Consider the following 23,545-nt stretch of genomic DNA (forward strand, 5'->3'; position numbering starts at 1 on the left):
CGAAGATGGAAGCGGGGGAACGCGCGGCCTGTCCGCGCCCGTAGTTCCCATGGAAAGTCCGCGATGTGCGGCTTCACAATTTTCGACACGGCGGGGGATGTTGACTCGGGCCTGCTTGTGAGGCTCGGAAGCGACATTCAGCGTCGATTGAGGACAGGCGGTTGTCTGATGGATCAGACGCAGATTGAAGGACGACAGGACGGATCCCGGAGGCTGGCAGTCAGTTGTCTGACGGCTTCTCTCTGTCTGCTGGCCATGGTCTCCGGGTGTTCCCAGAGTTTCTGGCGGAAACAGGCCGATAAGGATACGTACAACATTCTGCAGGAAAAGCAGTCCGACCCGCGCTGGGTCGCGCCGCGGACCAATCTCACTCCCGACCCGCGCAGCCGGTTCTACGATCCGTATAACCCGGATAAAGAACCAATGCCGCCCGATGATCCGGCCGCCGCTGCCGACATGGACTGTCCTGACGGCATTCCCGGCTACCACAGCTGGCACCGTTACGGCCGGGCGATGAGTGTGGAAAATCCGATCTGGCTCGCACACTTCGAGCACTCGCCGGAAATGATCGACGAAGCATCCGGAGAGTATATCTGCCCGGTGCCCGCGATCCGCGATCTGACAATTCTCGACGCCATCGAGCTGACCTATCTCCACAACCGCGACTATCAGTTTCAGCTCGAAGAAACGTACTTCACCGCTCTCGCGCTGACACTCGAGCGGTTTCGCTTTCAGGTCCGCTATCTGGGCATCGGTGGCGGGGAACCCGGAGCGGATCTCACCTACGAAAACGTTCCCGGAGTGCAGGACTCGCTGCGGTTGAATACCAACTTCGGCGTCAGTCAGGTGCTGCCGACCGGCGGACAGTGGGCCATGGAACTGGCCAATAACACGCTCTGGCTCTTCTCCGGACCCAACGCCGGAACCGATACCGCGAGTGTCTTTTCCTACCGACTTGTGCAGCCCCTGCTGTTCAATGCCGGCCGGAAAATCGCGCTGGAAGGTCTCACGCAGACCGAACGTGATGTTCTGTACGCAGTTCGCGATCTCGCCCGCTTTCGCAAGGAACTGTTTACCGATGTTGTCAGCTCCTACCTGAATCTGCTTCAGCAGCTGCAGGGAATCCGCAACCAGGAGTACAACATCGAACAGCTGGAGCGCCAGGTCGTGGAACTGAGTGCTCTGGCCAAGGAGCCGCCGGGGGCGACTCCTGCCACGCTGGAAGTGTTCCCGCCCGGTGCGTCGATTCCCGAATCCCTGAGAGAAAAAGTGGCCTACGACGCCGAACGCAGAGAGCTGATCTGGTACCGCAACATGAGCATGGAAAACGCGGCGGAGTTGCTCGCGATCAGTAATGATCCGCAGTATCAGGCGGCTGCCCGCGAACTGATCTCCCTGCTCACAAGTAACACGACGCCGCTCGACGTGCTGCAGCTCGAATCGCGTCTGGCCTCGGCCATCATCAACCTGCAGACATCCCAACGGCGGTACCAGGACAGTCTCGACCAGTTCAAGATCCAGCTGGGGCTGCCGCCCGATATGGAAATGACAATCGACGACTCGGCTCTGAAGCAGTTCGAACTGATTGACCCGCTGATGGAAGAGCTTCGGGACGAAACCGAATCGGCCATTCTCGTAGTCGGTGCCCTCGACACCGAGAATCCCGACGTCGCTCAGGCTCGAGCCGCTCTACAGCATGTTCAGGCGCTCTACGATCGCATCATGACCGAAGGGATCGGCCTGGTTGAAGTCGATTCTCGAAGTGTCGCAGAGAATCTCGACAGTCGACTGGAAGGTGTGCCCGAACAGGAGGTTCGCGACCAGGTGATCGCCACCGTGGAGCGGGACCGGAATCAGCTCGAAACGCTCGAACTCGAGCTACGCAACCTCGGCAACGGCTTTGCGCGGATCAGAAAATACCTCGATCAGGGAGAGTCGGACGAAGAATCGACGAAAGCCGCGATCGTCGAACTGACCGATCTGCATCAGGATCTCCTCCAGCGTGCCCAGGGGCTGATCGTCGCCCAGGTCGGCATGCGTTCGGAGCTGATCAATGTGAACCGATACGAGCTCGATCTGAACGATTCGATCGGGCTGGCGCTCGAAAATCGCCTTGATTTAATGAATCAGGAGGGGCTCGTGATGGATGCCCGCCGTCAGGTCGATGTCGCCGCCAATGCCCTGAAAGCAAACCTCGATGTGGTGGTCGCGGGGGACATTCGAACCGAACCGGGATCGGGAAATCCGTTCGATTTCAGCGGTCGGAGCAGTAGCCACCGGGTCGGAGTTCAGTTCACCGCACCCCTTGATCAGATAAATGAGCGAAACATTTACCGGGCGGCGCAGGTTAATTACCAGAGAGAGCGCCGGGATTACATGGAATTTGAAGATACGATCAAATTCCAGGTCCGCACTGCGTGGCGAAATTTGGCCGTTTTGGAACAAAATCTGGAAACTGCCCGTCAATCTCTTCGTATCAATGTGTTACAATACGACCAGGCTGTGGAGGCATCTGCAGATCCTGAGGCTTCGAACCGTTCTGGCGTGAGCGGGCGAAACCTCGTCGATGCTCTCGACAGAATCCTGGATTCACAGGACCGGCTGGTGCAAATCTGGTCGGGCTACGAGCAGACTCGTCTCGAGATCCACCGCGATATGGGGATCATGGAAATCGACGAGTTCGGCATGTGGATCGACCCTTACTATCAGGCAATGTACGAAACCCAGTCTACGGGAATCGCGTTTCCTGAAGTTTGCCCACCTTCCAAGACTACGAGTGATCTCGATATCACTCTCCTTCCTCCAGGACCGAACGATCATGGCAACGTCCGCCCCGGAACAAATGAATACGACAACGCAGAGTCCGTCAACCAACCTGGACTCCGCGACGACTTCGTACTCCTCCCCGTCCCCCCAGCCCCGGCCGAAACCGAAGCGCCGGCTCTGGTTGACCCTCTGCGTGGGAGCTCTGGTGGTGGGGCTGGGAACGATCCTGGCCAACGCGATGTTCAACGCCGAGCCGTCAGCGGACCCGAATTCTATCGCCGCATCGGAGATGGAGCAGGACCCGGACGAGTCGAGCGACTCGACCTTGTCCCGATCGGTGACGAAGTGGATTAGCTCCTGGTTCTCCTCGAGTAAAAAGCTGCCTTCCAATCTGATCATGAAGCAGGCCAACAAAGGTCGCTTCCGGATCACGATCAATGAACGCGGCTTCCTGGACAGTCAAAACAATGCCACGCTGACCTGCGAAGTGCCCGGCTCGACCACGATCATCTCGATCGTGCCGGAAGGGGCCGCGGTCAAGAAGGGCGATATTGTCTGCGAACTCGATTCGTCGTCGCTCGAAGAAAAAGCCCGCCAGGCTGAGATCGACGTGACCAAGGCCGAAGCCAGTTTTTCGGCTGCTCGCGAGAATCTCGAAATCCAGAAGACGCAGAACGCGAGCGATATCGCTTTCGCTCAGCTCTCCCTCGAACTGGCCGAGCTCGACTACAACAAGTTCATGGAAGGGGAGCTTCCTCAGCAGCGTGACCAGATTCTGGGACAGATCCGTCTGAAGCAGGAAGAACTCGCCCGTAAGGAAGAAGCCTACGCATTCACCAAGCGGATGGCCAAGAAGGGTTATCGCAGCCCCTCGGAACTCGAAGCCCAGCGAATCGCCATGACGCAGGCCGAGATCCAGTTGCGGGTCGAAGAAGAGAACATGCGTGTGCTCGACAAGTTCACCGCACCCCGCACGATTCGCGAGCTCGAAGCCAACGCCAAGGAACTGGTCCGCGAACTCGATCGCGTGGAACGTCAGTCCGCTGCCGCACTGGCCAAGGCGAATGCCGAGTTTGAATCGAGCAAGCTGACTCTCGAAGTCGAGAAGCAGAAGTACAACGACTGGCTCAAGCACATTCAGCTCTGCACCCTGCGAGCTCCGCAGGATGGTCAGATCGTCTACGCGAACTCCAGCAGCGGCCGCCGTGGTGGCTCTGGAGAGCCGGATATCATCGAAGGTGCCACCGTTCGTGAACGTCAGGCGATCGTGAAGATTCCGGATCTCAGCAAGATGAAAATCGATGCCCGAATCCACGAGTCGATGATCAGTCAGCTCGACCTCGGACAGCCGGTTATTATTCGAGCCGATGCACAGCCCGGCGAGGTTTATCACGGCGTGGTCGCGATGATTTCTTCCGTGCCCCTGTCCGGCTCCTTCCCCAACTACGACATCAAGGAATACCAGGTCGCCATTAATCTGACCGACCCTCCGGAGCGGGTGCGCATGCTGCGTCCCGGTCTCTCGGCTGAGTTCGAAGTGGTTGTGGAAGACCGCGAAGATGTCCTGCAGGTTCCGGTTCAGGCTGTCGTGCAGGTCGGCAAAGACTACTACATGTGGGTGATGACCAGCCAGAAGTCGATTCAGCGACGGCAGGTCAAGGTCGGCAAGTCGAATCAGACCGACATTGAGATTCTGGATGGCGTCAAACCGGGTGACTCGGTTGTGATGTCGCCTCGTACGATCTTCTCCGACGACATCACGAAACTTGAAGAATTGCTAACCGCCAAACTCGCCGCCGAGAAACTCGCCGCGGGCGAGGATGCCGCTGAAGCAGCCGAAGACCTGCAGGAGGAATCGCCCCGGGCTCGCAAGCCGGATGGCGAGGGCAAACCGCAGGCCAGGAAGCCGGGGGGACCCGGCGGAGACCCGGCGGCATTCTTCAGCCGCCTTGATAAGGACGGAGATGGCCTGATCAGCAAGGAAGAGGCTCCCGCCCAGCTTCAGGGTGCCTTCAGCTCAGCTGACACCGATGGAGATGGCTCTCTGAGCCCGGCAGAACTGAAAGCCCACGCCGCGAACCGGCCCCAGTAGTCACCGACTCTCTCCGCCGGGATTCCCCAGTGCGGTGCAAAGAGTTTTCTTTCGAGCCGGTTTGATTCCCCGCTGATCGATCGTGAAATGCCATGGCTTACGCTGCCCGTCTTGTCAACCTGACGAAACACTACCACCTCGGCGATGTCGTGGTCAAAGCGCTGCGCGGCGTCAGTCTCGACATTCCCGACGGCGACTTTCTGGCAATCATGGGCTCCTCCGGGAGCGGCAAGAGTACGATGCTCAATCTGATGGGCGCTCTCGACCGTCCCACCTCCGGCTCTTACCTGCTGGCCGGCAAGGACGTCGCGGCTCTCGAAGATGACGAGCTCTCGCTGATTCGCAATGAACTGATCGGCTTCATCTTTCAGTCGTTCAATCTGATTCCGCAGTACACCGTGCTCGAGAACATTCTGCTGCCGTTCCAGTACCGTCGCAGCGGGAAAGACATCGACGCGACCGACGAAGCCAAGGCCGCACGCATTGCCGAGCAGGTTGGACTGGGAGATCGCCTCGACCACAAACCGTTTCAGCTCTCGGGAGGTCAACAGCAGCGAGTCGCCATCGCCCGGGCCTTAATCAACGATCCGCAGATCATCATGGCCGACGAACCAACCGGTAACCTCGACTCGGCCACCGGCGAAGAAATCATGCGGCTGCTCAAACAGCTCAATTCCGAAGGCCGCACGATCATCATGGTGACCCACGAACCGGAAGTCGCCTCGCAGACCCGCACCCAGATCTACATGAAAGACGGCGTCATCGCCGGCCACGGCATCTTCCCCGGCCACACGGCGTAAGTACGAACCGCTCTCACAGCCGGCCCTGCAATCCACACGCGTCACTCTCAGTCAGTGGCACAGACATTTCTGTCTGTGGGCGAACCGCGTGGCAGCGGAATTTGGTGCCGCATCTGTTCGAAGAGAAGATGTCCGCTTTCATCCTCGCAATTACTGAGCGAGTTTATCTGTCTTGGTGACGCAGTAGGATTCGAATACGCTACGACATGCCTTTAGAGACACTTGCGTTTGAAAGTGAGCAATGCCGATGCAGGAGGCTGAGTCAGATGACGATGCTGGTCGGGAAGCCGTTGACGCATTCGGACTTAAGGGGCTATTGACCGTCGCCCTGATTGTGATTGCCGTTCACACCACCAACTGCTACCTGTCGCCTCCTGTCTCGCAATCCAAGCTTGACTCATTAAGCGTAGGCATGGAGCTGTCAGAAGTTGAGCTTCTGTTGGGGGCTCCTCAACATCGCATTGTGGGGGTGGATGGATCGACCGTGCTGAGGTATTCGAGCAAGTTCCGGTCAGGCTGGATCGATGTGTTTTTTGAGCGAAACGGTCGGTACACCGAATACAACTACGAGCAATTCTGAAAATTGAGCTTGTTTGTATGAAAACTCGAGCGGTCGATCAGCCGCGGGGTGGCCCTGATAGCTCTGCTATCAGGGCGGCGAAGCCGTCGGAGGATGCCGTCTGGCGAAGTGGGAGAATTCAGCCCTGCTGCGTCTTCCGCTCAGAGAAAGCCCGTCACCAACACGTCGTCCAATCCCGTTCTCTCACGGCTGCGCCGCCCCGAAAGAATCTTTCGGGGCCACCCCTGGTGGGGGCATACGGACATGGACACTTCGGCAAAGTTGGCATCCACTGAAAAAGTCTGTGCCTCCCGTTGAGAGTGCGACACCCAATGGCGAGCATGGCCTGATCAACGGGGTGCCACTGCTGGCTTGCCCAGCAGTGTTTGTTGCAGTTTCCAAATTCAGTAAACAGTTACCTACGACCGGGTCGAAATCATCGTCGGCACGTCGTATGTCCGCTGGCTCTGTACCAGTTCCGGGTTGCGGTTGTACTGCAGAGCGAGCTGGTACATTTCTTCGCCGCATTCCGTCGGGTATTCGCCGGTGACGCAGGCACGGCAGAGTGATTTCTCTGAGAGACCGATGCTTTCGTGCAGCGTTTCGATCGGCAGGTAACGCAGTGAATCGGCTCCCAGGGTCGCGGCCATCTGGGCTTCGTGTTCCGGCGTGAGCGGTTCGCCTCTCAGGAACTTCGGTGCGAACAACTCCCCGATGTTCGACATGTCGATGCCGTAGAAGCAGGGAGCGATAATCGGTGGGCAGGCCACGCGAACGTGGATCTCTTTGGCTTCCCCCCGGGTGCGGATCTGATCGATCAGACCCTTCATGGTCGTCGAACGGACGATCGAGTCTTCGACGAGCAGCACTTTGCGTCCGCGGAAGACCTCAGGCAGTGGCGTGAACTTGGTGCGGACTTTGTCGGCCCTGTCTTTGGATTCAATGAACGTGCGACCGACATAGCGGTTTCGCATCAGTCCTTCCAGACAGGGGACGCCGAGTTCGTATGCCATGGCGGATGCCGCCGATTTGGCGGTATCGGGGACCGGCACGACGATCGTTTCGTTGTCGATCTCAAGCTTTTCCTGACGGGCGAGATGCACACCGAGTTGGGTCCGCGAAAGATAAACGCTGCGTTCATCGAGCGTACTGGCGGCGTTCGCGAAGTAGATCCATTCGAAGAAACAGTGCGCCTTCTTCGGGCTTTCGGCGAAGCGAGTTTTCTCGATGCGGCCGTTCTGCACCAGAACCATTTCACCAGGTTCCAGGGTGCGGATGCTGCTGCTTTCGAAACCGAGGTTCCACAGAGCGACCGATTCACTCGCCGCGGCGAACATCGGGCCTTCGACAGCGTAACACATGGGGCGGATGCCGAGCGGATCGCGGGCGATGAACATGTCGCCGCGAGCGTTCAGAAAAACAATGTTGTAGGCTCCGTCGAGCTTCTTGCTGAGCCGAGACATGGTGCCGACCAGATCGCCCCGGCCGTGGATCGAGAAGTCCTGCGAGAGCAGGTGCATGATGATTTCGGTATCGGTCTCGCGGGCCAGATGGAAATCGTCCTGCTCTTCGATCTGCTCACGAAGCTTCTGGTAGTTGGCCAGCTGTCCATTGAAGCCAAAGCTGAACCACTTCGATTTCTGAACGTGGGACCGTTCGAACGGCTGGGCGTAGCTGCGATCATCGGTGCCGCAGGTGGCGTAACGGACATGACCGATGGCCGCCTGTCCGTTGTAATCCTTCATCAGCTGTTCGGCTTTTTCGCGGCGGCCGAGCCGGAAGACTTCGTTTACGCCGCCGACATCTTTGTGAGTGCGAATCAACTGCTTGCGGTCGGAGTTGTAACTCGTGATTCCTGCGGCCAGCTGACCGCGGTTCTGAATATCGAGCAGCAGCCTCGGAATGAGCGACGCGGTCTGCATCGGATCATCTTTGGGCGCGAGCCGAGAGATCTCGTCGTGTGCGTAATGATAGACCGCTGCGACGCCGCATTCGTGGTAAAGTTCAGACATCGGACGCTGTTCCGAGAGAGGGTTAACCTGGTCGGAGAGGGGTCGGAGGGAGGATGCCCCGGATCGCGGTTCGAGTTCGACTGGAGTCGAAGCCGTCTTCACGCGGAATTCATCTCGCCTGTTGACGCGATCAAACGAGCTCTGTTTGAATTGGCCTGCACGTCAATCATACCCGTCTCGGGAGTTGAATCCAATTGCTGCCACGAGATCGTCGGGAATTCGACAGCTTTTCCCGGCGGAAGCCTGATTTTGCAGGTTGGGTTCGGTCTCAGTTCTCAACAATTGTCGAGGGACTTCCAGGCGAAACTTCCCTGAAACGCGAGATCGGTTCAATCGCTACCCGTCAATTCCGTCAGCCGGCGTCCGCGTCAGGCCGCTCGCCTGGCGGGCGCGGTCGAGGACTTCGCGGCCCTTCTGGCGGGCTGTATTCGCTCCCTGCCGCAGCACATCCTGAACGTAGTCGGAATCGGCTTCCAGTCGGGCTCGTCGTTCTCTGGCAGGGCCAAAGAACTCCAGAGCGGCATCGAGCACCAGCTTCTTGGCTTCACCGTATCCCATGCCGCCTGCGCGATATCGGCCCGCCAGCTCTTCCTGCTGTTCAGGAGTCGCAAACAGTTTGTACAACGCGAAAACCGGGCAGGTCTCCGGATTCTTGGGATCTTCAACGGCCAGCGAATCGGTTTTGATCGAGTTAATCTTCTTTTTCAGCTGCTTTTCGGGCAGGAAGATCTCGATGGTGTTGTTGTAGCTCTTCGACATTTTCTCGCCATCGGTGCCGGGTACTTTGGCAGTCTGATCGAGGACGTGAGCATTCGGCAGCACGAAGACTTCGGTGTCGTAGAGGTGATTGAACCGCTGGCCGAGATCACGGGTCACTTCGATATGCTGGATCTGATCGTTCCCGACCGGCACCAGATCGCTGTCATAAAGAATGATGTCGGCGGCCATAAGGACCGGATACGTAAACAGTCCGGCATCGGCTGCGATGCCCCGGGCTTTCTTGTCCTTGTAGGCGTGGCACTTTTCGAGCAGATGCATCTGCGTGATGGTCATCAGCAGCCAGGTCAGTTCGGTCACTTCTGGCACGTCGGACTGGACGAACAGCGTTGCCTGAGCAGGATCGAGTCCGAGTGCGAGCAGATCGATCGCTGCATCGCGGACGTATTCCCGCAGCTTGTCTGGTTCGCGAACCGTGGTCAGAGCATGCAGATCGGCAATGAAGTAGAACGCCTGCTCATTGTTCTGCAGAGCGATGTACTGATGGATGGCTCCAAAATAGTTTCCCCAGTGAAACCGTCCTGTAGGCTGGATGCCGGAAAGCACTCGCATGATGGGATTCGCTGTTGTCGCGGTTAGGCTTAGAGAGTTTCGGGGATGGTCGTCTTTTGCAGCGTGGGCGATTTCGGCTGGGCATCGAGCCGCAGGGAGCCAATCAACTGATTGACATCCGAAATGCCTTCGGAGTTCAGAGCGACGGCCAGCTGCTGCGATAGTGTCCCCGAGACGTTCGGGTTATAGAAGGTGGCGGTTCCAACCTGTACGGCGGAGGCTCCCGTCACCAGGAAGTCCAGGACATCATCGATGGTCGAGATTCCGCCGATGCCGATGATGGGCACGTCGACCGCACGGGACACCTGATGCACGATGCGCAGCGCGACCGGTTTGATGGCCGGTCCACTGAGACCGCCCATGACGTTACCCAGAATCGGCTTGCGGGCCCGCCAGTTGACCGCCATGCCCTGCAGCGTGTTGATCAGCGAAACCGCGTCCGCTCCGCCATTTTTCGCGGCTTCGGCGACGGGAACAATGTTGGTCACGTTCGGAGTCAGCTTGGCGAGAATGGGCAGATCGCAGGCGTTCCGACAGGCCGCGACAACTTTCTCGGTCGATTCCGGATTGGTGCCGAAGTCGACGCCCCCACTCACGTTGGGGCAGGAGATGTTGAGTTCGATGGCCGCCAGATCGGAAAAGGGGGCCAGTTTCCCGGCCATCACACTGTATTCGTCAATGGTTCGTCCGGCGATGTTGGCCACGACGGCAGTGTCGAGTTGGAGCAGATATGGCAGATGCTTTTCAATGAACGTATCGAGGCCATCGTTATCGAGGCCGATCGAGTTCAGCATCCCGGACGCGGTTTCGACAGTCCGCGGAGGCGGATTGCCGATGCGCGGTTCGAGCGTAACCGTTTTGGGAACGACGCCGCCTAACGACGAGAAATCGACGTACGAAGCCATTTCGCGCGCGTAGCCGAACGTCCCGGAGGCCGTCAGGATGGGGTTACGCAGCGAGAGTCGCCCCAGACGCACTTGCAGAGTTGGTTCAGTCACGGAATCGGCGGGCAGGTCGCAAAAAGAGGATTCGTCGACGTGGGCTTCACGCCTGACGAAGTCAGTGAGCTATCGACTGCCGCAGTTTATCGCCGACCCGGAGTCGAGACAATGCAGCCCGTAAGAACTGCACGTCTCGCTGGTTCAGTGATGAAATTGTCCGTCGATCGGATCGTTAGATCACGCCACCGTGAGTCCGGTACGGCGTAGCCAGGTCTGGCATATCCAGTCCCCAGATCCGTTCCCAGATATTGGGAATGTGACGGAACGATTCTGATTGAAAGATCAGCTGGCGAGCCCGGCGATCCCGTTCAGCGGACCAGATAGGCACGAAGCAACCAACCTGAGTTCCGGCGATCGCAACCAGAAGAAGGATGCAAATGAATCTCCGCATTGTCGCCTCCATGCAACACACAGGCGAGTCTATTCGCCTGCACACGAACGGTATTGAATCTTGAGAGGTCGTTGTAGATATCGCGACAGGTAGGGTCGGGACGTACTCGGTATGCGTCGCGACAAGATCTGTCTCTAAGGAATGTATCGGCGGGATCGGACCTGCTGATGAATCAATTCAGGCAAGATATTCCGATTTTTCCGCGTTTGAGGAGAAGTGAGGGGAGAGGTGTGCACAAAAGGGCATGTGCGGGGGAGGGGGTGAGCTGGTTGATAACGGATCGGCTCAAAATGAAGAAGGCCGACTTGAAGCCGGCCTTCTTATGATTTTCTGGTTCGCCCTGGCAGATCAATGGCTGTCCATCGGGCTGGAGGAGGAGTACTCCGGGGGTCGATGCGGCGTAACATCCTGCTGAACGGGAGGTTGCGGACTGGACGGAGCGGCCTCCGGGGGAGGAGTCTCGCTGCTGGGCGCTGGCGGGGCGGCTGAGGAAGCGGCCTCGTTCTCTCGCTTTTCCCGGTCGAGCATGAGCTGACGGACCCGTTCTTCCATCTCTTTACCCGGTTTGAACGTCACCACGTACTTGGCATCGACGTCGACCCGTTCATTGGTCCTTGGGTTACGGGCCTTGCGGGCGGCTCGCTTCTTGACTTCGAACACACCGAAGTTTCGCAGCTCAATCCGGTGCTTGGGATCTTCGACCAGCGTGTCGATGATCGACTCGAAGGTCTTCTGGACGATCGCTTTGGTCTGTAATTGTGTCAGGCCGAGTTCTTCGGAAATCGCCTTCACAATCTCTTTCTTAGTCACGGTCAAAATCCCTTGTTAGTCACACCGGCAGTCGGACGCACATAACATGCGAGCGTTCTAAGTGTATTCACCGTTAGGATTTACTGTCAACCCGGCAACTACGGTCTCCGTCCGATAATTCGCAGTTTCGCTGACTGAAGAACCACGGGAGCTGATTGTATTCCCAGGGCCGGTTGTGCCGTTTGTGGATTTCTTTGAGGCGACTAATCGCCTCTTCGGTAATCTCGCAGCAGCGCTCGTCGTAACCGGGATCGCAGAAATAGATGCGGCATCCGAGCGGACGTTTTTCGCGGCCGGTGCACAGCCCGTTGTGCTGGTAAGGGCAGACTTGATCCACCGCAGTCGCGTCAGTCCGTTCCGCCGTATCGTGACCTTCCGGCAATGGTTGACGAAACAGAATGTCGGCTTCAATCCGGGTGAGGTAAAGGCGGTGCCCATAGTCACGAAACCGGCAACAGCGTCCACTGATCTCGCAGCGCGGTCCCGCTTCAGCGACGGCAGAGTCGACCCAGTCGTAGACGGTCTGCACGTCCTGTTCAAACTGCGCCTGAGTCATGCTGATCGACCTGAAGATGATGGGGAGAGGAGAAGATAGAGGATTCGCGAATGCTGCCGCGAGCACGATGATACTCAATGCGGCCCGGATGCAAACAGTGCATCGCACTCGGCTTCCAGAATTCCCCCTTCCAGAGTGCATTCCGCAAACTGGCTGGCAGCAATGACTTCCCGGGCGCGAATCTCAATCTGGTGATACCCGCATCTTGTCAGCGTTGGAATCGAGGTGCCGAAGACGACACCTCCGATTCCCGCCCAGAGGATTCCCGACATGCACATCGGACATGGCTCGGCGGTCGTATAAAGCAGCAGTTGCTTCCAGTCGATCTGAGAATGCTCGGCTGCGCAGCGGTTGATGCTGTCGACCTCGCCGTGCCAGAGTGGATTCTCTTCCGCACGATTTGCTCCGCGGGCCACAATCGAACCGTTGGAGCGGTCCACGAGGACTGAACCGAATGGGAAAGCCGGGTTCTTTTGCGCTTCGGTAATTGCGACTCTCATGGACTCGGCGTGATCAGGCATGGGGAACCTTTCCAGCGGCGGACGTGAAAGGGTGGGCGGCGGGCGTGAATTTGAGCCGCGTCAACTGGCCGAGGAAGCTTTCACTTCCGCGGGCGCGGTGAGACCTGCTCCCCGGGCGACCTCATTGAGATGATTCCGCATCATTCTCAGAGCCATTGGCTGCTGCAGAACCTGCAGGGTCTTCTCGCTGCCTGGTGGCACCTGGTGGGTAATCTCGGAATCGGGCACCATGATGACTGCTGGAATGTGCCGGCTCGCTGCGACGTTGATCAATTCCTGATAGACGTCGGGCAGTTCATCTTCTCCCTGGACCGTGGCCATGCACAGGAACAAATCCGGCGGATTGGTAACCAGCCGTCCCAGCGCTCGATCAGGATCAGAGATCATCAGCACCCGGAAGCCGTGACGGGTGAAGTAGTCCCGCAGAATATCCTGCTCCCGTGTCCGTCGTTCAACGCAGAGCAGGGAAAGTTCTTTGTTGCCGTTAGCGGCGGCTCCAGTCCGATCTGCCGCAGACGGTTTGCGGGAGGCGTCCTGCATGAGCCTGGCTTTGGCCGCGTTCAGATCTTTCAGTAGTTCGGTCGGCGACTGGTAGCGCTCGTTGGGATTGATCGTCAGCATGCGATCCACGATGAAGGAGACATCGTGTGGACAATTCGGAAGGGCTTCGTTCAGCGGTCGGATATTCCGGTAGCGTGTCAGCTGCTTCCGTTCTTCCCGGCTTTTGGTGCGGGGATAGGGAGGCTGGCCGAGGAGCATCTCGTAGAGAATTGTGCCCAGGAAGAACAAGTCGCTGCGTGGATCGTTTCGCGGCGCTCCCGTCCCTTTCTCCAGCGTGGAGTATTCCAGCGCCGTCTGAACGCCGCCTTCGCCGACTTTCTCCAGCAGGTCGTCATCTGTAGCCAGTCCGAAGTCGATCAGTCGAGCGGTGCCGTCGACAGTGAAGACGACGTTTGTCATCTTCAAATCGCGATGGGTGACGCCGAGCGTCAGGGCGTATTCAAGTCCGCGGGCGATATCGATTGTGTATTTAACCGCTTCGAGTGGTTCGATCTGTTTGCGGATCTGCACGAAGTCCTTCAGGTTGCCCCCCTCGATGAACTCCATCACGAAGAAGTGATGCCCCGATTCCGCACCGATATCGTAGATCGGCACAATGTTGGGATGGTTCAGCTTCTGGCCGAGCTCGGCTTCACGCTGAAACAGATCGATGGTTTCCGGATCGTTATTCCATCGGTGGCGAAGCAGTTTGACCGCGACCGTTTCTCCGGTGTCGAGATTCTCCGCACGGAAGACGCGGGCAAAGCTGCCGGCCGCATTGGGATAGAGCAGTTTGTTCCCCCCCAGCACGAGGATATCGGTATCGAGTCGCTTGATGCTTTCGGCCTGAAACGGAGTCAGCGTCGACGTTTCCAACAGAACGTCCAGAAGTTCCGAGCCGGTTCTGTTCTTGCCTTTCAACCTGCGCAGGCAGGCATTCGCCTGATCTTTGGTGATCAGGCGCATGCGGACAAGTTCAGTAGCCAGTCCTTTCGACGAACTAAAATCCATTTGCCAGATTCGCTTTTCTTCGTCTGCCTCTTGTCGTTCTCAGCTGAGTGTCGTCTTCTGAATTCGGGCTGAGTGGTGTCCTGTCCGGTGTTGATTGTCTTCCCGCAGTCCGGACAGGCAAAGAGGATCTCCCTTAACGGGAGGCTGGTCATCAGATGGAAGCTGTGCGGTTACACAGCCTTGAAAATCATCGTATCTCGCCCGGGGAGCCTCCGAAAGAGTCTCCCCATCAAACTTCTCAGTTTCATGGATCTGTCCTGAAGTGGATCGCGATTTTGGGTCGTTATTTCGGTCCTCAAGCGGTTATGATACCAGCGAATTGATTTCTTATTCTGCGTGAATGGTTCGGGGAACGCTCATGTACCTCAGGCTGGCAAAACGACTGCTGACCGAAAGCGACAAACGGCTGCTGTGGAAACTCTCGTACAACATGGGGGTGAAAGCCGCCCTGTCGGTTCAGAGACACAAGCGTCGGATGAAACGGGGCGAATACTTTCCGCCGTTCCTGTATATCTCGGTCATCAACAGCTGCAATCTTCGCTGTCAGGGCTGCTGGGTTGATGTTGCGCACAAGCAGCAGCGGATCGAGCCGGCTGCGTTTCATCGACTCATCAATGAATCGAAGGCGGAAGGCAATGTCTTTTTCGGCATCGTTGGCGGCGAACCGTTCATGCACGGCGATCTGCTCGACATGCTCGCCGAACATCCCGACTGCTACTTCCAGATTTTTACGAACGGACATTTCATCACCCCCGAAGTCGCCAAACGGCTCCGCAAACTGGGAAATGTCACTCCGCTCATCAGTGTCGAAGGCAACGAAATCGTCAGTGATGAACGTCGCGGACGCGCGGGCGTCTATGAGAAAACGCTCAATGGCATCCAAAACTGTCTCGATCAGAAAATTTTTACCGGTGTTTGCACAAGTCTCTGTCAGACAAACATCGACGACCTGCTCCAGGAACGCTGGGTCGACCGGCTCATTGAGATGGGCGTGATGTATACATGGTTTCATGTCTACCGGCCGATGGGGCCGCAGGCATCGCCGGAGCTCTGTCTCACTCCCGAGCAACAGCTACGGGCCCGGAAGTTCGTGGTCGAGATGCGAGCGAAGAAACCGATCATCATTGTCGATGCGTATTTCGATGGCGAAGGGGGAGCCCTTTGCCCGGCTGCGACCGGGATCACGCACCACATCAACCCCTGGGGCGATGTCGAGCCGTGTCCCATTATTCAGTTCAGTACCGATTCCATTCATGAAGAGGGCCGCACGATCAAAGAGAAGATCAACGGCTCCGCCTTCCTGCGGGAATTCCGCGAACTTGCCGCCGACACCACCCGTGGCTGCATTGTACTGGAACGTCCCGATCTGCTCGCGAACCTTGTTGAGAAGCACGGCGCGAAAGATGTGACCGCCCGCAAGACGGCCCTGCCCGAACTCAAAGCGATGCGGGTTCGCACATCTCAATACAACCCGGGCTCGGAAGTTCCGGAGAAAAGCTGGGCGTATCGAATCGCCAAGCGATTCTTCTTCAACGATTTCGGCGTCTATCGCAAACGGGATCATGGCAAAGCCTCCGCGCCGGCCGTCCTGGCTCGCAATGAAGCCGCCGAACCGATGGAAACCGCAAACGATCTGGTTCAGCTTGAAACGACACACGTTTGAAATGGGAGTGCATGCGATGAAAGTCCGCCTGCTGATCGCCCTGACGCTTTGCCTCGGCGTCGTAACGGAAACGGCTCTGGCTCAGGTTGGATCACTCGGGAGCAGTTCGTCTCTGACCGACAAGATTGAGAAAACCTCGAAGCCGGAAGCCCGCCCGCAACCCGCGCCGGCCGACTCCGAAGAAATGGAAGCTCCGCAGAGACGTACGCCTCGCTCCCGTTCACGGCGCGGGCGAACGAGTCCTGATGAGTCAAAGACGCCTGTGGAGATGAAACCAGCGGATGCGGCGACAGTGGAGCCCGATGCTCTCGATCGGACCGATGCGAAACTGGTCGCGGAAGCCTGTCTGGTCGCTTATCAGAAGCCCGATTTCGACGCGCTGTCCCGATTGAGCACCGGTGGCAATCAGGACTTGTTCGATGAGCTCGCGAAAGCGGGCGAGGATCATCCCCGCTATGAATCGATCACCTCCGGCTTCCGCTGGGAATCGGTTTCGAAGTGGAAGCGAACTGACCCGCTGACGGTCCGCTACCGGGGAGCCAATACGGCTGTGGTCGAGTTCGGAGCCAGCCGGGACGAGTCCTTCGTGGTCATGCTCGAATGGGAGAATGACCAGTGGTGCTTCGAAGACATCAACAGCCCGAGCAGGGATGCATTCCGGGAGTTGCCGCGCCAGCGCGAGTAATAGCACTGACTCGATCAACCACCCGAGTGGACCCGACGTAGTGCTTCCGGGGCTACTCGGGTGGACTAGCGGGTTTCGGGGCGGGTGAAGCCCCAGCTGGCGGCGAGGGCGTCGGCGGCTTGTTCTTCGTCTTCGATTTCGCCCCAGCCGCCGTTTCGCAGGTAGGCGTGGGCGAATTCATGGGCGATCACGTAGCAGGCGAACTCTTCGGAGCATTCGGCCAGTCGCGGTCGCAGGACTACACAGCGGCTGCCGGAGCCGACCGGGCCCGGTTCTTCCATGAACAGCGACCAGCCCGAGCCGGGGACGAAATTCTCCAGGGCGATGCGAAATCGCGGGTCGTGCACGAAGTCTTCCTGCACCACGCGCGGAATTGCGTGCAGCACTTTTTCGACCCGCTTTTGCAGCGGCTTGAGGTGTTCGAATTCCCGCAGGTATGTCGTGAAAATGAGTTCGCTCTCCATATCAGATCGTAACACTTAGCTGGTCTGCTCGGCGGCGGCTCGCTTGTCGGCCTGATCCCGTACGGTCGTCAGCTGAGCGGAGATGAGGGACCAGGGCACATCGTGGGGCAGTGTCTTGTTCGCAGCCGAGACCGCTCCGGCAACGCCGGCCGCTTCTCCCATCGCCACGGCATTGCCGGTGACGCGATAGCTGGCGTGTGCGAAGAAGTCGCCGCTAATGCAGCGGCCGGCGAGCAACAGTCCGTCAACATCGGCTGCGATCAAGGCCCGCAGAGGAATGTCGAACGGTCTGGCTTTGACGCCGCCGGAACTGTAGGCGGCTTTCCGGTTTGCTTCCTGAGTGGCAGCGTGAATGTCAACCGAGAAGGTCGAACGGCAGACCGCATCATCGTGACGCGCTCCCTGAGCGACATCGTCGACGGTCACTTCGTATCGTCCCTGAATTCGCCGACCATCGCGGACGCCGATCTGTTCCGCCGTGGCGACGAGCCGTGCTTCCGACCAGCCATCGCCCAGTTTCTTCATCGCTTCGACGATGTGATACAACTCGCGACGCGCGTTGACTGTCGCGGCTGTCACTTGAGCGGCATCAAACGGCTCGACTCCGTATTCGTGGTTGATCATCACGGCTGCCACGCCACTGCCGAAGTTCCAGAGCGTCGGCTTGGCGTAGCTCGGCTCGATTCCCGCTTTGGCCATTTCAGCGAGCAGACGATTCTTGGCATCCGTGGCGCCGGCGTTGTCGAATTCTTCGAGCACTTTCGGGTCGGCAGCGATGATTCCCATCAACGACATCGGCTGGCAGGGGCAGGTCTTGTCGTGACCGAACTGCCAACGGCATCCGGCCAGGGCGCCGACATCGCCATCGCCGGTGGCATCGATGAAGACGGGAGCGGCCCAGGCCTGCCGTCCCGATTTCGATTCGGTGATGATCGCCGTCATCCGGTTGTTTTCATCGGTATGCACGGCTGCAACGCGGGTATGCAGCTGGAAGGTAATCTTCTCCTCAGCGAACATCGTTTCGAGGAGATACTTCATCGCCTCGACATCGTAGACGTAATTGTCGTAATTCTTCTTCCGATGATCGGTCAGCCGGGCTCCCATCGAATTCAGTCGAGACGAGATCTCGGCGTTCAAGCCGGGTTTGCCGGCGTCGATCACGTAGCTCAGCATCCCGCTCGTCCAGACTCCCCCCAGGCATCCATGGCATTCGAAGACACGAACGCGGGCTCCGCTGCGTGCTGCGGAAATGGCGGCGGCAATTCCAGCCGGGCCGCCGCCGCAAACGATGACATCGCAATCTTCCACCAGCGGAATCGTGCGGGCCGACTCGGTGAGTGTGCCGGGATCTGATTCTTTCGCCAGCAGATATGGTCCGCTGCTGCCGAGGGTCACCAGTCCGAGTGTCGCGGCGGATTTACCAAGCAGGCCTCTGCGGGTGAGATCATTGAGCATGCCGGCGGCCCTTTCTGCGGGAATAGGAGGGGTGTGGATGGACTTCCACTATAGGTCGAAGCCTCGCCGGAAACAATCTGCGATCCCGACAGGTCGGAGCGAGCGGGCGGAAACCGTCGCTCTCTGGTCGTCGTCGACTCCAGGCGGTCCCGCCGTTAAGTTAGTGGCTGAGGTTCACCGAACGACAGCAAAGGAGAGAACACCATGGCAACATCGGGCTCGAAGTTGGCGATCTACGGAGCGATCGTCGGAAACTTTCTGATCGCTGTGACCAAGTTCATCGCCGCGGGAATCACCGGGAGTTCCGCCATGTTGACCGAAGGCATCCACTCGATGGTCGATACGGGCAACGGCTGGCTTCTCCTTTACGGCATCAAACGCAGCGAGCAGTCGGCCGACGAACGGCATCCCTTCGGCTACGGTCCCGAGCTCTATTTTTGGACGTTGATCGTTGGAATCCTCATCTTCGGCCTCGGGGGCGGGATTTCGATTTATGAAGGTATCCAGCATGTCCTGCACCCCGGAGAGCTGTCAGATCCGACTGTGAACTACATCGTGCTTGGACTGGCTGTTGTGTTTGAAGCAGGAGCCTGGTACCTGGCGTTGAAGGGGTTTCTGGAAGTCAAAGGCACCAAGCCGTTCTGGCGTTCGGTGCGCGAGAGTAAGGATCCGACCACATTCGCCGTGCTGTTCGAAGACTCGGCTGCACTGGCCGGTCTGGTGGTGGCGTTCCTCGGGATTTTCTTCGGTCATATGTTCGACATGCCGGTGCTCGACGGCGCGGCCTCGATTGTGATTGGCTTCATTCTGGCTGGCGTCGCGTTCGTTCTCATCTACGAATCTCACGGACTGCTGATCGGTGAAAGTGCGTCCCCGGCCATGGTCAGAAGCATCATGGAGATCGTGAAGAACTACGACGGGGTTGAACAGACTCGTCGCCCGCTCACACTGCATTTCGGACCCAACCAGATTCTGCTCGCGCTGGAGGTGAACTTCCGGGATGGTCTGTCCACTGATCAGGTGGAAGAGCTTATTGACTCCATCGAGAAGGCGATCCGATCCGCCCACCCCGAGATCCGACACATCTTTCTGGAAGCTGATAAAATCCTCGTCAGGAACAGGAAATCCGACTGATGATTTGGAGACAACCGCAGCGGACAAACGGAAGACCGGCAAACGGATCTTGAATGTTTCGTGTACATTCTGTTATGATCCTTGGGCTTTGATGACCAAAGTTCGCCACGCTCACGGCGAAACAGGACCGGCAGGGACGCGTCGTCTTTCCACGAAAGACTTGAGCCGTTTATGCAGTCGGACTTAGCGAAATCAGCTCTCATGGAGGCATTTCAGCGGATTGCCGAATCCTCTCCCTGTCCTGCCATCATTCTCGACGTCGAAGGCCGCGTGCAGTTTTACAGTCCGGAAGTGACCCGCATCATCCGGCTGCGACGACTGCTCGAACCCGGCGCCGATTTCGAGGATCTGTTCGTCAAACGGGACCGGGAAGCGGGACGACAGTTCTTCGAGCTTTGCCTGAACCCGCAGATCGATCTGGCTGCCCAGAGACCTCTCCTTTACCGACTTCGTTCGAGCCTGGGCAAATGCCGCCGTTGCGAGCTTCATGGCCGTCGCTTCCGTGATGGCGAACAGACATTTGTCGTTTTCTACCTGCACGATCGCACTCGCGAACTGCGGCAACGGCGGAGCATTCGAGAGCTGAAGCAGATGCTTTCCAGTGTCATCGAGAATGTGAGTGGCGTTGCATTTCTGAAGAATCTTCGTGGCGAGTACCAGCTCGTCAATCGGAAGTTCGAGGAGCACTTCGATCTGAACCGCAAGGAGGTCGACGGGCGAACCGACTTCCAGATTTTCGACCCGGAGCGAGCCGAGCGGTTTCATCAAAACGATCACAAGATCTTCGCCAATGGCGAGACCCAGCACACTCAGGAAGTCGCCGCCACCAAAGACGGTCCGCACACTTACGTCTCGGTCAAGTTTCCAGTGGTCGACCCCAGGGGACGTGTCATGGGCGTTGGGGGAATCTCGACCGATATTACCGATCAGATGCGGCAGGAACAGGAGATTCAGGCTGCGAAAGCGGTGCAGACACTTCTCTATCCCCGAGCCGCACCCGACCTCCCGGGGTACGAAGTGGCCGGAGCGGTGCGAGCGGCCGAAACGGTTTCCGGCGATTACTACGATTACATTTCCATGGGGAATGACCGCGTCTTCGTGGCCGTGGGGGACGTGAGCGGACACGGGTTGGCGCCGGCGCTGGAGATGGTCGAAGTCCGTTCGTATCTGCGTGCGATTCTGCGGACTGAGATCCGTCTCGATACGATCATGGAATGCCTCAACGACTGTCTCGTGCCCGACCTGCGGGACTTCGGATTCGTGACCTTGTTTCTGGCCGAGCTCAACTTCCGCGAACACAGTTTCCGCTACGTCGGAGCAGGGCACCGGGCCGATTTCCTGAAGACGGATGGCCGCCAGTTGTCGCTGCCGAGCACGGGACTCATGCTCGGAATTGAACAGAATGTTCGTTACCGGTGTTCTCCAGAGATCCCGTTCGAAGCCGGCGACCAGTTGTTGCTTTCAACCGACGGCATTTGTGAGACAGTCAGCCCGGGTGGACATGTCTTCGGTCGGGAAGGGATGATTGATTGTATCCGTGCCGCGACAGACTGTTCGGCGGAGGAAGCGATCCACCGACTGCTGACAACGTGCCAGGATATCGTCGAATCCAGTCCGCCGGCGGACGACATGACTGCCGTTCTGATAAGACGACTGGGTGAATCAGGCTCGAATTAGCGAAGATCGGACTCGCACGGGTAGCGGACCAGAAGCCGCTGCTGAGTCTCCACTACAATCGCTAAAACGGGTCTGGAAACTGTAATTATCCGCGTACAATCCATTCCCCCAGCCTTTCGACCCGCTTCGGTCAATCGAGGTGTGGTATATGGTCGATAGCCAATGGTAGAAGTCTGTTATTGAGCTCCCTGGTGAACGGAATCGACCGGGGTCGAGTTGCGTGAAAGACCATGGTGGGTCCGGGTCGGCTCTTGAATACGCCCCGGTACGCCGTATCATGGTTTAGACGCATTTCTGCACCGTTTCGCCTTTTTGCTGAGTAATCACTCAAGTTGCCGGTTCACTCTGCGTGCTGCTCCTCGTGTCCAAGTGAGTGAGCGCACCGCCGGTCGTTACAGCTTCGGAGAAGAGTTTCTTATGGCCAGCAAGTATATCAACATTGAAGACGCGGCCCGCCGACTCTCGATTTCGGTCGAAGAATTGAATCGCAAGCGCGAGAAGGGCGATATCCGGGCGTTTTCCGATCGCGGAACGTGGAAATTCAAGTCGGAAGACATTGAGGAACTGGCCCGCAATCTGGAGCCGGATTCCGGGTTCGACATCCCCAGTTCGGATATCATTCGCGACAACGATCTCGTGCTCGATGAGCCGACTGCTGAAGGCAGCCAGGTCATTCTCGAAGAAGACATGGGCGAGATGCCGACCGTGATCAGCAAGCAGCCGCCGAACGAACCACCGAGTTCTGACAGCGACGTCCGTCTGGTTGTCGATCCGACTCTGGAATCCGACTGGAAATCGGCCCCCGCGGCACCGAAATCAGATCGGTCGAACGAAAGTTCCCTCGGCGAAGTCAGCGACAGCGATGTCCGCTTTGTCGATGCCAGCATGAGCGATGTGACGCCGACACCGATTCGGATGTCCGACACCAGTGATGACGTGCTGGAAGCTGACGAGTCCGACGATCGCTGGGCCGGAATCAGTGACAGCGACGTTCGCCTCGTATCCCAGGACGATTCTCAGTCCTCCGATTCCGATGTGACGCTCGAAGAAGACGAAGCCGTCCTCGAGTTGCAGGAAGATCCGGATCTCGACGCCGTGATCGGCAGTTCCGACAGCGATGTGACGCTCGTGGGAGCCGATGACGACGATCCCAACTCCAGCGACTTCCGGATGTCGGGCGTTGATCTGGATTCCGATGGTCCGGGTAGCGATCTCACGCTGGCCCCGCCCGATGAAGACAGCAATATTCGCCTCGAAGAAGCCGGCGACGACGACGATGTCTCGATTCTGAGTGACGTGATGTCCGAACCGGACAGCGGTCTCTCCTTCTCCTCCGGTGACAGTGGACTCTCTCTCGACCTGGCCCTCGACAGCGGAATTTCGCTGGGCGGCGACGAGGATGATGACGGTCTGACCCTCGGGGCGGACAGCGGGATTTCTCTGGTCCCTGATGAAGGATCGGGGCTGACGCTGGCCGATGATCACCGCGATCGCGAAACCGGCGACGCGACGATCCCGATGATGGGTACCGTGGGCGACGACGAAGACAATGACACATCCTTCGATATGCCGCTGCTCGAAGACAGCAACGCGGAAATGGACGACGACACCACAGGCGTCGTCATGTTCGACGACGATGAGTCGGTTGAAACGATGGCCTTCGATTCCTCGGAAGTCTCAGATGAGGGCGGCTTCGACGATTTCGACGATGAAGACAGCTTCGACGAACTGAGCGACGGCGATCTCGACGTCTCCGACGATATGCTCGACGAAGATGTTCTTGAAGCCGACGACGATGCCTTTGATGACGAGTTCGAATCGGGCGAGAGCGTTCCTGCTCTGGCCGCACCCGGGATGCGGGGCGGTGCCGCCGTCGGCGTAGCCGCTGCCGAATGGGACATGGTCTCGTTCAGCCTCGTGCTGCTCTCAACGGCCATGATGGGAATCTGCACGCTACTGATGTTCGATCTCGTCCGCTCGATGTGGGGCTTTGCTGAGCCGAGCAGTGTGAACGGAATGATCCTCGAATCGCTGCAGGGTCTGATCAAATAAGACAACCGTGAGCCACCGAGGGTCGGA

The 23,545-nt window shown here is 58.1% G+C and carries 19 protein-coding genes; 9 read left to right on the top strand and 10 right to left on the bottom strand.

The genetic code is table 11. The annotated features are described in order from the left end of the window. Nucleotides 1–168: 168 nt before the first annotated feature. From L1A08_RS15925 to L1A08_RS15940, 4 genes are all read left to right on the top strand, one after another. A complete protein-coding gene (locus tag L1A08_RS15925; RefSeq protein WP_238757435.1) occupies nt 169–3,120 on the top strand; it encodes a TolC family protein in 2,952 nt (983 codons plus the stop codon). Further along, nucleotides 3,092–4,858: an efflux RND transporter periplasmic adaptor subunit gene (locus L1A08_RS15930; protein WP_238757436.1), complete on the top strand. Its 1,767-nt coding sequence runs from the start codon at nt 3,092–3,094 to the stop codon at nt 4,856–4,858. Before L1A08_RS15925 ends, L1A08_RS15930 begins: the two co-directional genes overlap by 29 nt. 92 nt (nt 4,859–4,950) lie before the next feature. Further along, nucleotides 4,951–5,658: an ABC transporter ATP-binding protein gene (locus L1A08_RS15935; protein WP_238757437.1), complete on the top strand. Its 708-nt coding sequence runs from the start codon at nt 4,951–4,953 to the stop codon at nt 5,656–5,658. A gap of 241 nt (nt 5,659–5,899) precedes the next feature. Continuing rightward, nucleotides 5,900–6,238 (top strand): hypothetical protein, encoded by a 339-nt coding sequence (locus tag L1A08_RS15940; protein ID WP_238757438.1) that lies wholly within the window; start codon nt 5,900–5,902, stop codon nt 6,236–6,238. A 398-nt stretch (nt 6,239–6,636) separates the two neighbouring features. On the opposite strand, the gene L1A08_RS15945 is transcribed toward L1A08_RS15940, so the two are convergent. The 8 genes from L1A08_RS15945 to L1A08_RS15980 form a co-directional block, all read right to left on the bottom strand. Next, entirely contained in the window at nt 6,637–8,229 is a 1,593-nt protein-coding gene (locus L1A08_RS15945) for an amidophosphoribosyltransferase (protein ID WP_238757439.1), read from the bottom strand. A 336-nt stretch (nt 8,230–8,565) separates the two neighbouring features. Beyond that, the gene (gene trpS / locus L1A08_RS15950) at nt 8,566–9,558 is read right to left on the bottom strand and encodes a tryptophan--tRNA ligase (RefSeq protein WP_238757440.1); all 993 of its coding nucleotides are present in this window, start codon (nt 9,556–9,558) and stop codon (nt 8,566–8,568) included. A 29-nt stretch (nt 9,559–9,587) separates the two neighbouring features. Beyond that, complete coding sequence (locus L1A08_RS15955; RefSeq protein ID WP_238757441.1) at nt 9,588–10,556, bottom strand: dihydroorotate dehydrogenase; 969 nt, start codon at nt 10,554–10,556, stop codon at nt 9,588–9,590. 175 nt (nt 10,557–10,731) lie between these two features. Further along, a complete protein-coding gene (locus tag L1A08_RS15960) occupies nt 10,732–10,950 on the bottom strand; it encodes a hypothetical protein (RefSeq protein ID WP_238757442.1) in 219 nt (72 codons plus the stop codon). Between the two features lie 348 nt (nt 10,951–11,298). After that, nucleotides 11,299–11,760 (bottom strand): HU family DNA-binding protein, encoded by a 462-nt coding sequence (locus L1A08_RS15965; protein ID WP_238757443.1) that lies wholly within the window; start codon nt 11,758–11,760, stop codon nt 11,299–11,301. A gap of 73 nt (nt 11,761–11,833) precedes the next feature. Beyond that, entirely contained in the window at nt 11,834–12,316 is a 483-nt protein-coding gene (locus L1A08_RS15970; RefSeq protein ID WP_238757444.1) for a hypothetical protein, read from the bottom strand. A 74-nt stretch (nt 12,317–12,390) separates the two neighbouring features. Next, the gene (locus L1A08_RS15975) at nt 12,391–12,837 is read right to left on the bottom strand and encodes a nucleoside deaminase (RefSeq protein WP_238757445.1); all 447 of its coding nucleotides are present in this window, start codon (nt 12,835–12,837) and stop codon (nt 12,391–12,393) included. Nucleotides 12,838–12,897: 60 nt separating this feature from the next. After that, nucleotides 12,898–14,388 (bottom strand): serine/threonine-protein kinase, encoded by a 1,491-nt coding sequence (locus L1A08_RS15980; RefSeq protein ID WP_238757446.1) that lies wholly within the window; start codon nt 14,386–14,388, stop codon nt 12,898–12,900. A gap of 358 nt (nt 14,389–14,746) precedes the next feature. On the opposite strand from L1A08_RS15980, the gene L1A08_RS15985 reads away from it, so the two are divergent. Both L1A08_RS15985 and L1A08_RS15990 read left to right on the top strand, forming a co-directional pair. Continuing rightward, nucleotides 14,747–16,051, top strand: a complete 1,305-nt coding sequence (locus tag L1A08_RS15985) for a radical SAM/SPASM domain-containing protein (protein ID WP_238757447.1) — start codon at nt 14,747–14,749, stop codon at nt 16,049–16,051. Nucleotides 16,052–16,067: 16 nt separating this feature from the next. Next, on the top strand, nt 16,068–16,736 hold the full coding sequence (locus tag L1A08_RS15990; RefSeq protein ID WP_238757448.1) for a hypothetical protein: 669 nt from the start codon (nt 16,068–16,070) through the stop codon (nt 16,734–16,736). Between the two features lie 65 nt (nt 16,737–16,801). Here the strand turns inward: L1A08_RS15990 and L1A08_RS15995 are convergent, their stop codons facing one another. Beyond that, nucleotides 16,802–17,215: a hypothetical protein gene (locus tag L1A08_RS15995; RefSeq protein ID WP_238757449.1), complete on the bottom strand. Its 414-nt coding sequence runs from the start codon at nt 17,213–17,215 to the stop codon at nt 16,802–16,804. Further along, on the bottom strand, nt 17,216–18,655 hold the full coding sequence (locus tag L1A08_RS16000) for an FAD-dependent oxidoreductase (protein WP_238757450.1): 1,440 nt from the start codon (nt 18,653–18,655) through the stop codon (nt 17,216–17,218). A 204-nt stretch (nt 18,656–18,859) separates the two neighbouring features. Between L1A08_RS16000 and L1A08_RS16005 the strand changes: the two genes are divergently transcribed. The 3 genes from L1A08_RS16005 to L1A08_RS16015 all read left to right on the top strand — a co-directional run bounded on the left by L1A08_RS16005 (nt 18,860) and on the right by L1A08_RS16015 (nt 23,518). After that, nucleotides 18,860–19,789 carry a cation diffusion facilitator family transporter gene (locus L1A08_RS16005; RefSeq protein WP_238757451.1) on the top strand — a complete coding sequence of 310 codons (930 nt, stop codon included), beginning with the start codon at nt 18,860–18,862 and terminating at the stop codon, nt 19,787–19,789. Between the two features lie 171 nt (nt 19,790–19,960). Beyond that, a complete protein-coding gene (locus L1A08_RS16010) occupies nt 19,961–21,466 on the top strand; it encodes a SpoIIE family protein phosphatase (RefSeq protein ID WP_238757452.1) in 1,506 nt (501 codons plus the stop codon). A 417-nt stretch (nt 21,467–21,883) separates the two neighbouring features. Further along, nucleotides 21,884–23,518, top strand: a complete 1,635-nt coding sequence (locus tag L1A08_RS16015) for a helix-turn-helix domain-containing protein (protein WP_238757453.1) — start codon at nt 21,884–21,886, stop codon at nt 23,516–23,518. The last annotated feature ends 27 nt before the right edge of the window (nt 23,519–23,545 follow it).

It is taken from the genome of Rubinisphaera margarita (assembly GCF_022267515.1).
Classification (GTDB): domain Bacteria; phylum Planctomycetota; class Planctomycetia; order Planctomycetales; family Planctomycetaceae; genus Rubinisphaera; species Rubinisphaera margarita.

Coding starts and splice junctions, on each gene's coding strand:
- L1A08_RS15925 (WP_238757435.1), top strand. CDS start 169: ATGGATCAGACGCAGATTGAAGGACGACAGGACGGATCCCGGAGGCTG.
- L1A08_RS15935 (WP_238757437.1), top strand. CDS start 4,951: ATGGCTTACGCTGCCCGTCTTGTCAACCTGACGAAACACTACCACCTC.
- L1A08_RS15940 (WP_238757438.1), top strand. CDS start 5,900: ATGCCGATGCAGGAGGCTGAGTCAGATGACGATGCTGGTCGGGAAGCC.
- L1A08_RS15945 (WP_238757439.1), bottom strand. CDS start 8,229: ATGTCTGAACTTTACCACGAATGCGGCGTCGCAGCGGTCTATCATTAC.
- trpS (WP_238757440.1), bottom strand. CDS start 9,558: ATGCGAGTGCTTTCCGGCATCCAGCCTACAGGACGGTTTCACTGGGGA.
- L1A08_RS15960 (WP_238757442.1), bottom strand. CDS start 10,950: ATGCGGAGATTCATTTGCATCCTTCTTCTGGTTGCGATCGCCGGAACT.
- L1A08_RS15970 (WP_238757444.1), bottom strand. CDS start 12,316: ATGACTCAGGCGCAGTTTGAACAGGACGTGCAGACCGTCTACGACTGG.
- L1A08_RS15975 (WP_238757445.1), bottom strand. CDS start 12,837: ATGCCTGATCACGCCGAGTCCATGAGAGTCGCAATTACCGAAGCGCAA.
- L1A08_RS15980 (WP_238757446.1), bottom strand. CDS start 14,388: ATGGATTTTAGTTCGTCGAAAGGACTGGCTACTGAACTTGTCCGCATG.
- L1A08_RS15985 (WP_238757447.1), top strand. CDS start 14,747: ATGTACCTCAGGCTGGCAAAACGACTGCTGACCGAAAGCGACAAACGG.
- L1A08_RS15990 (WP_238757448.1), top strand. CDS start 16,068: ATGAAAGTCCGCCTGCTGATCGCCCTGACGCTTTGCCTCGGCGTCGTA.
- L1A08_RS16000 (WP_238757450.1), bottom strand. CDS start 18,655: ATGCTCAATGATCTCACCCGCAGAGGCCTGCTTGGTAAATCCGCCGCG.
- L1A08_RS16005 (WP_238757451.1), top strand. CDS start 18,860: ATGGCAACATCGGGCTCGAAGTTGGCGATCTACGGAGCGATCGTCGGA.
- L1A08_RS16010 (WP_238757452.1), top strand. CDS start 19,961: ATGCAGTCGGACTTAGCGAAATCAGCTCTCATGGAGGCATTTCAGCGG.
- L1A08_RS16015 (WP_238757453.1), top strand. CDS start 21,884: ATGGCCAGCAAGTATATCAACATTGAAGACGCGGCCCGCCGACTCTCG.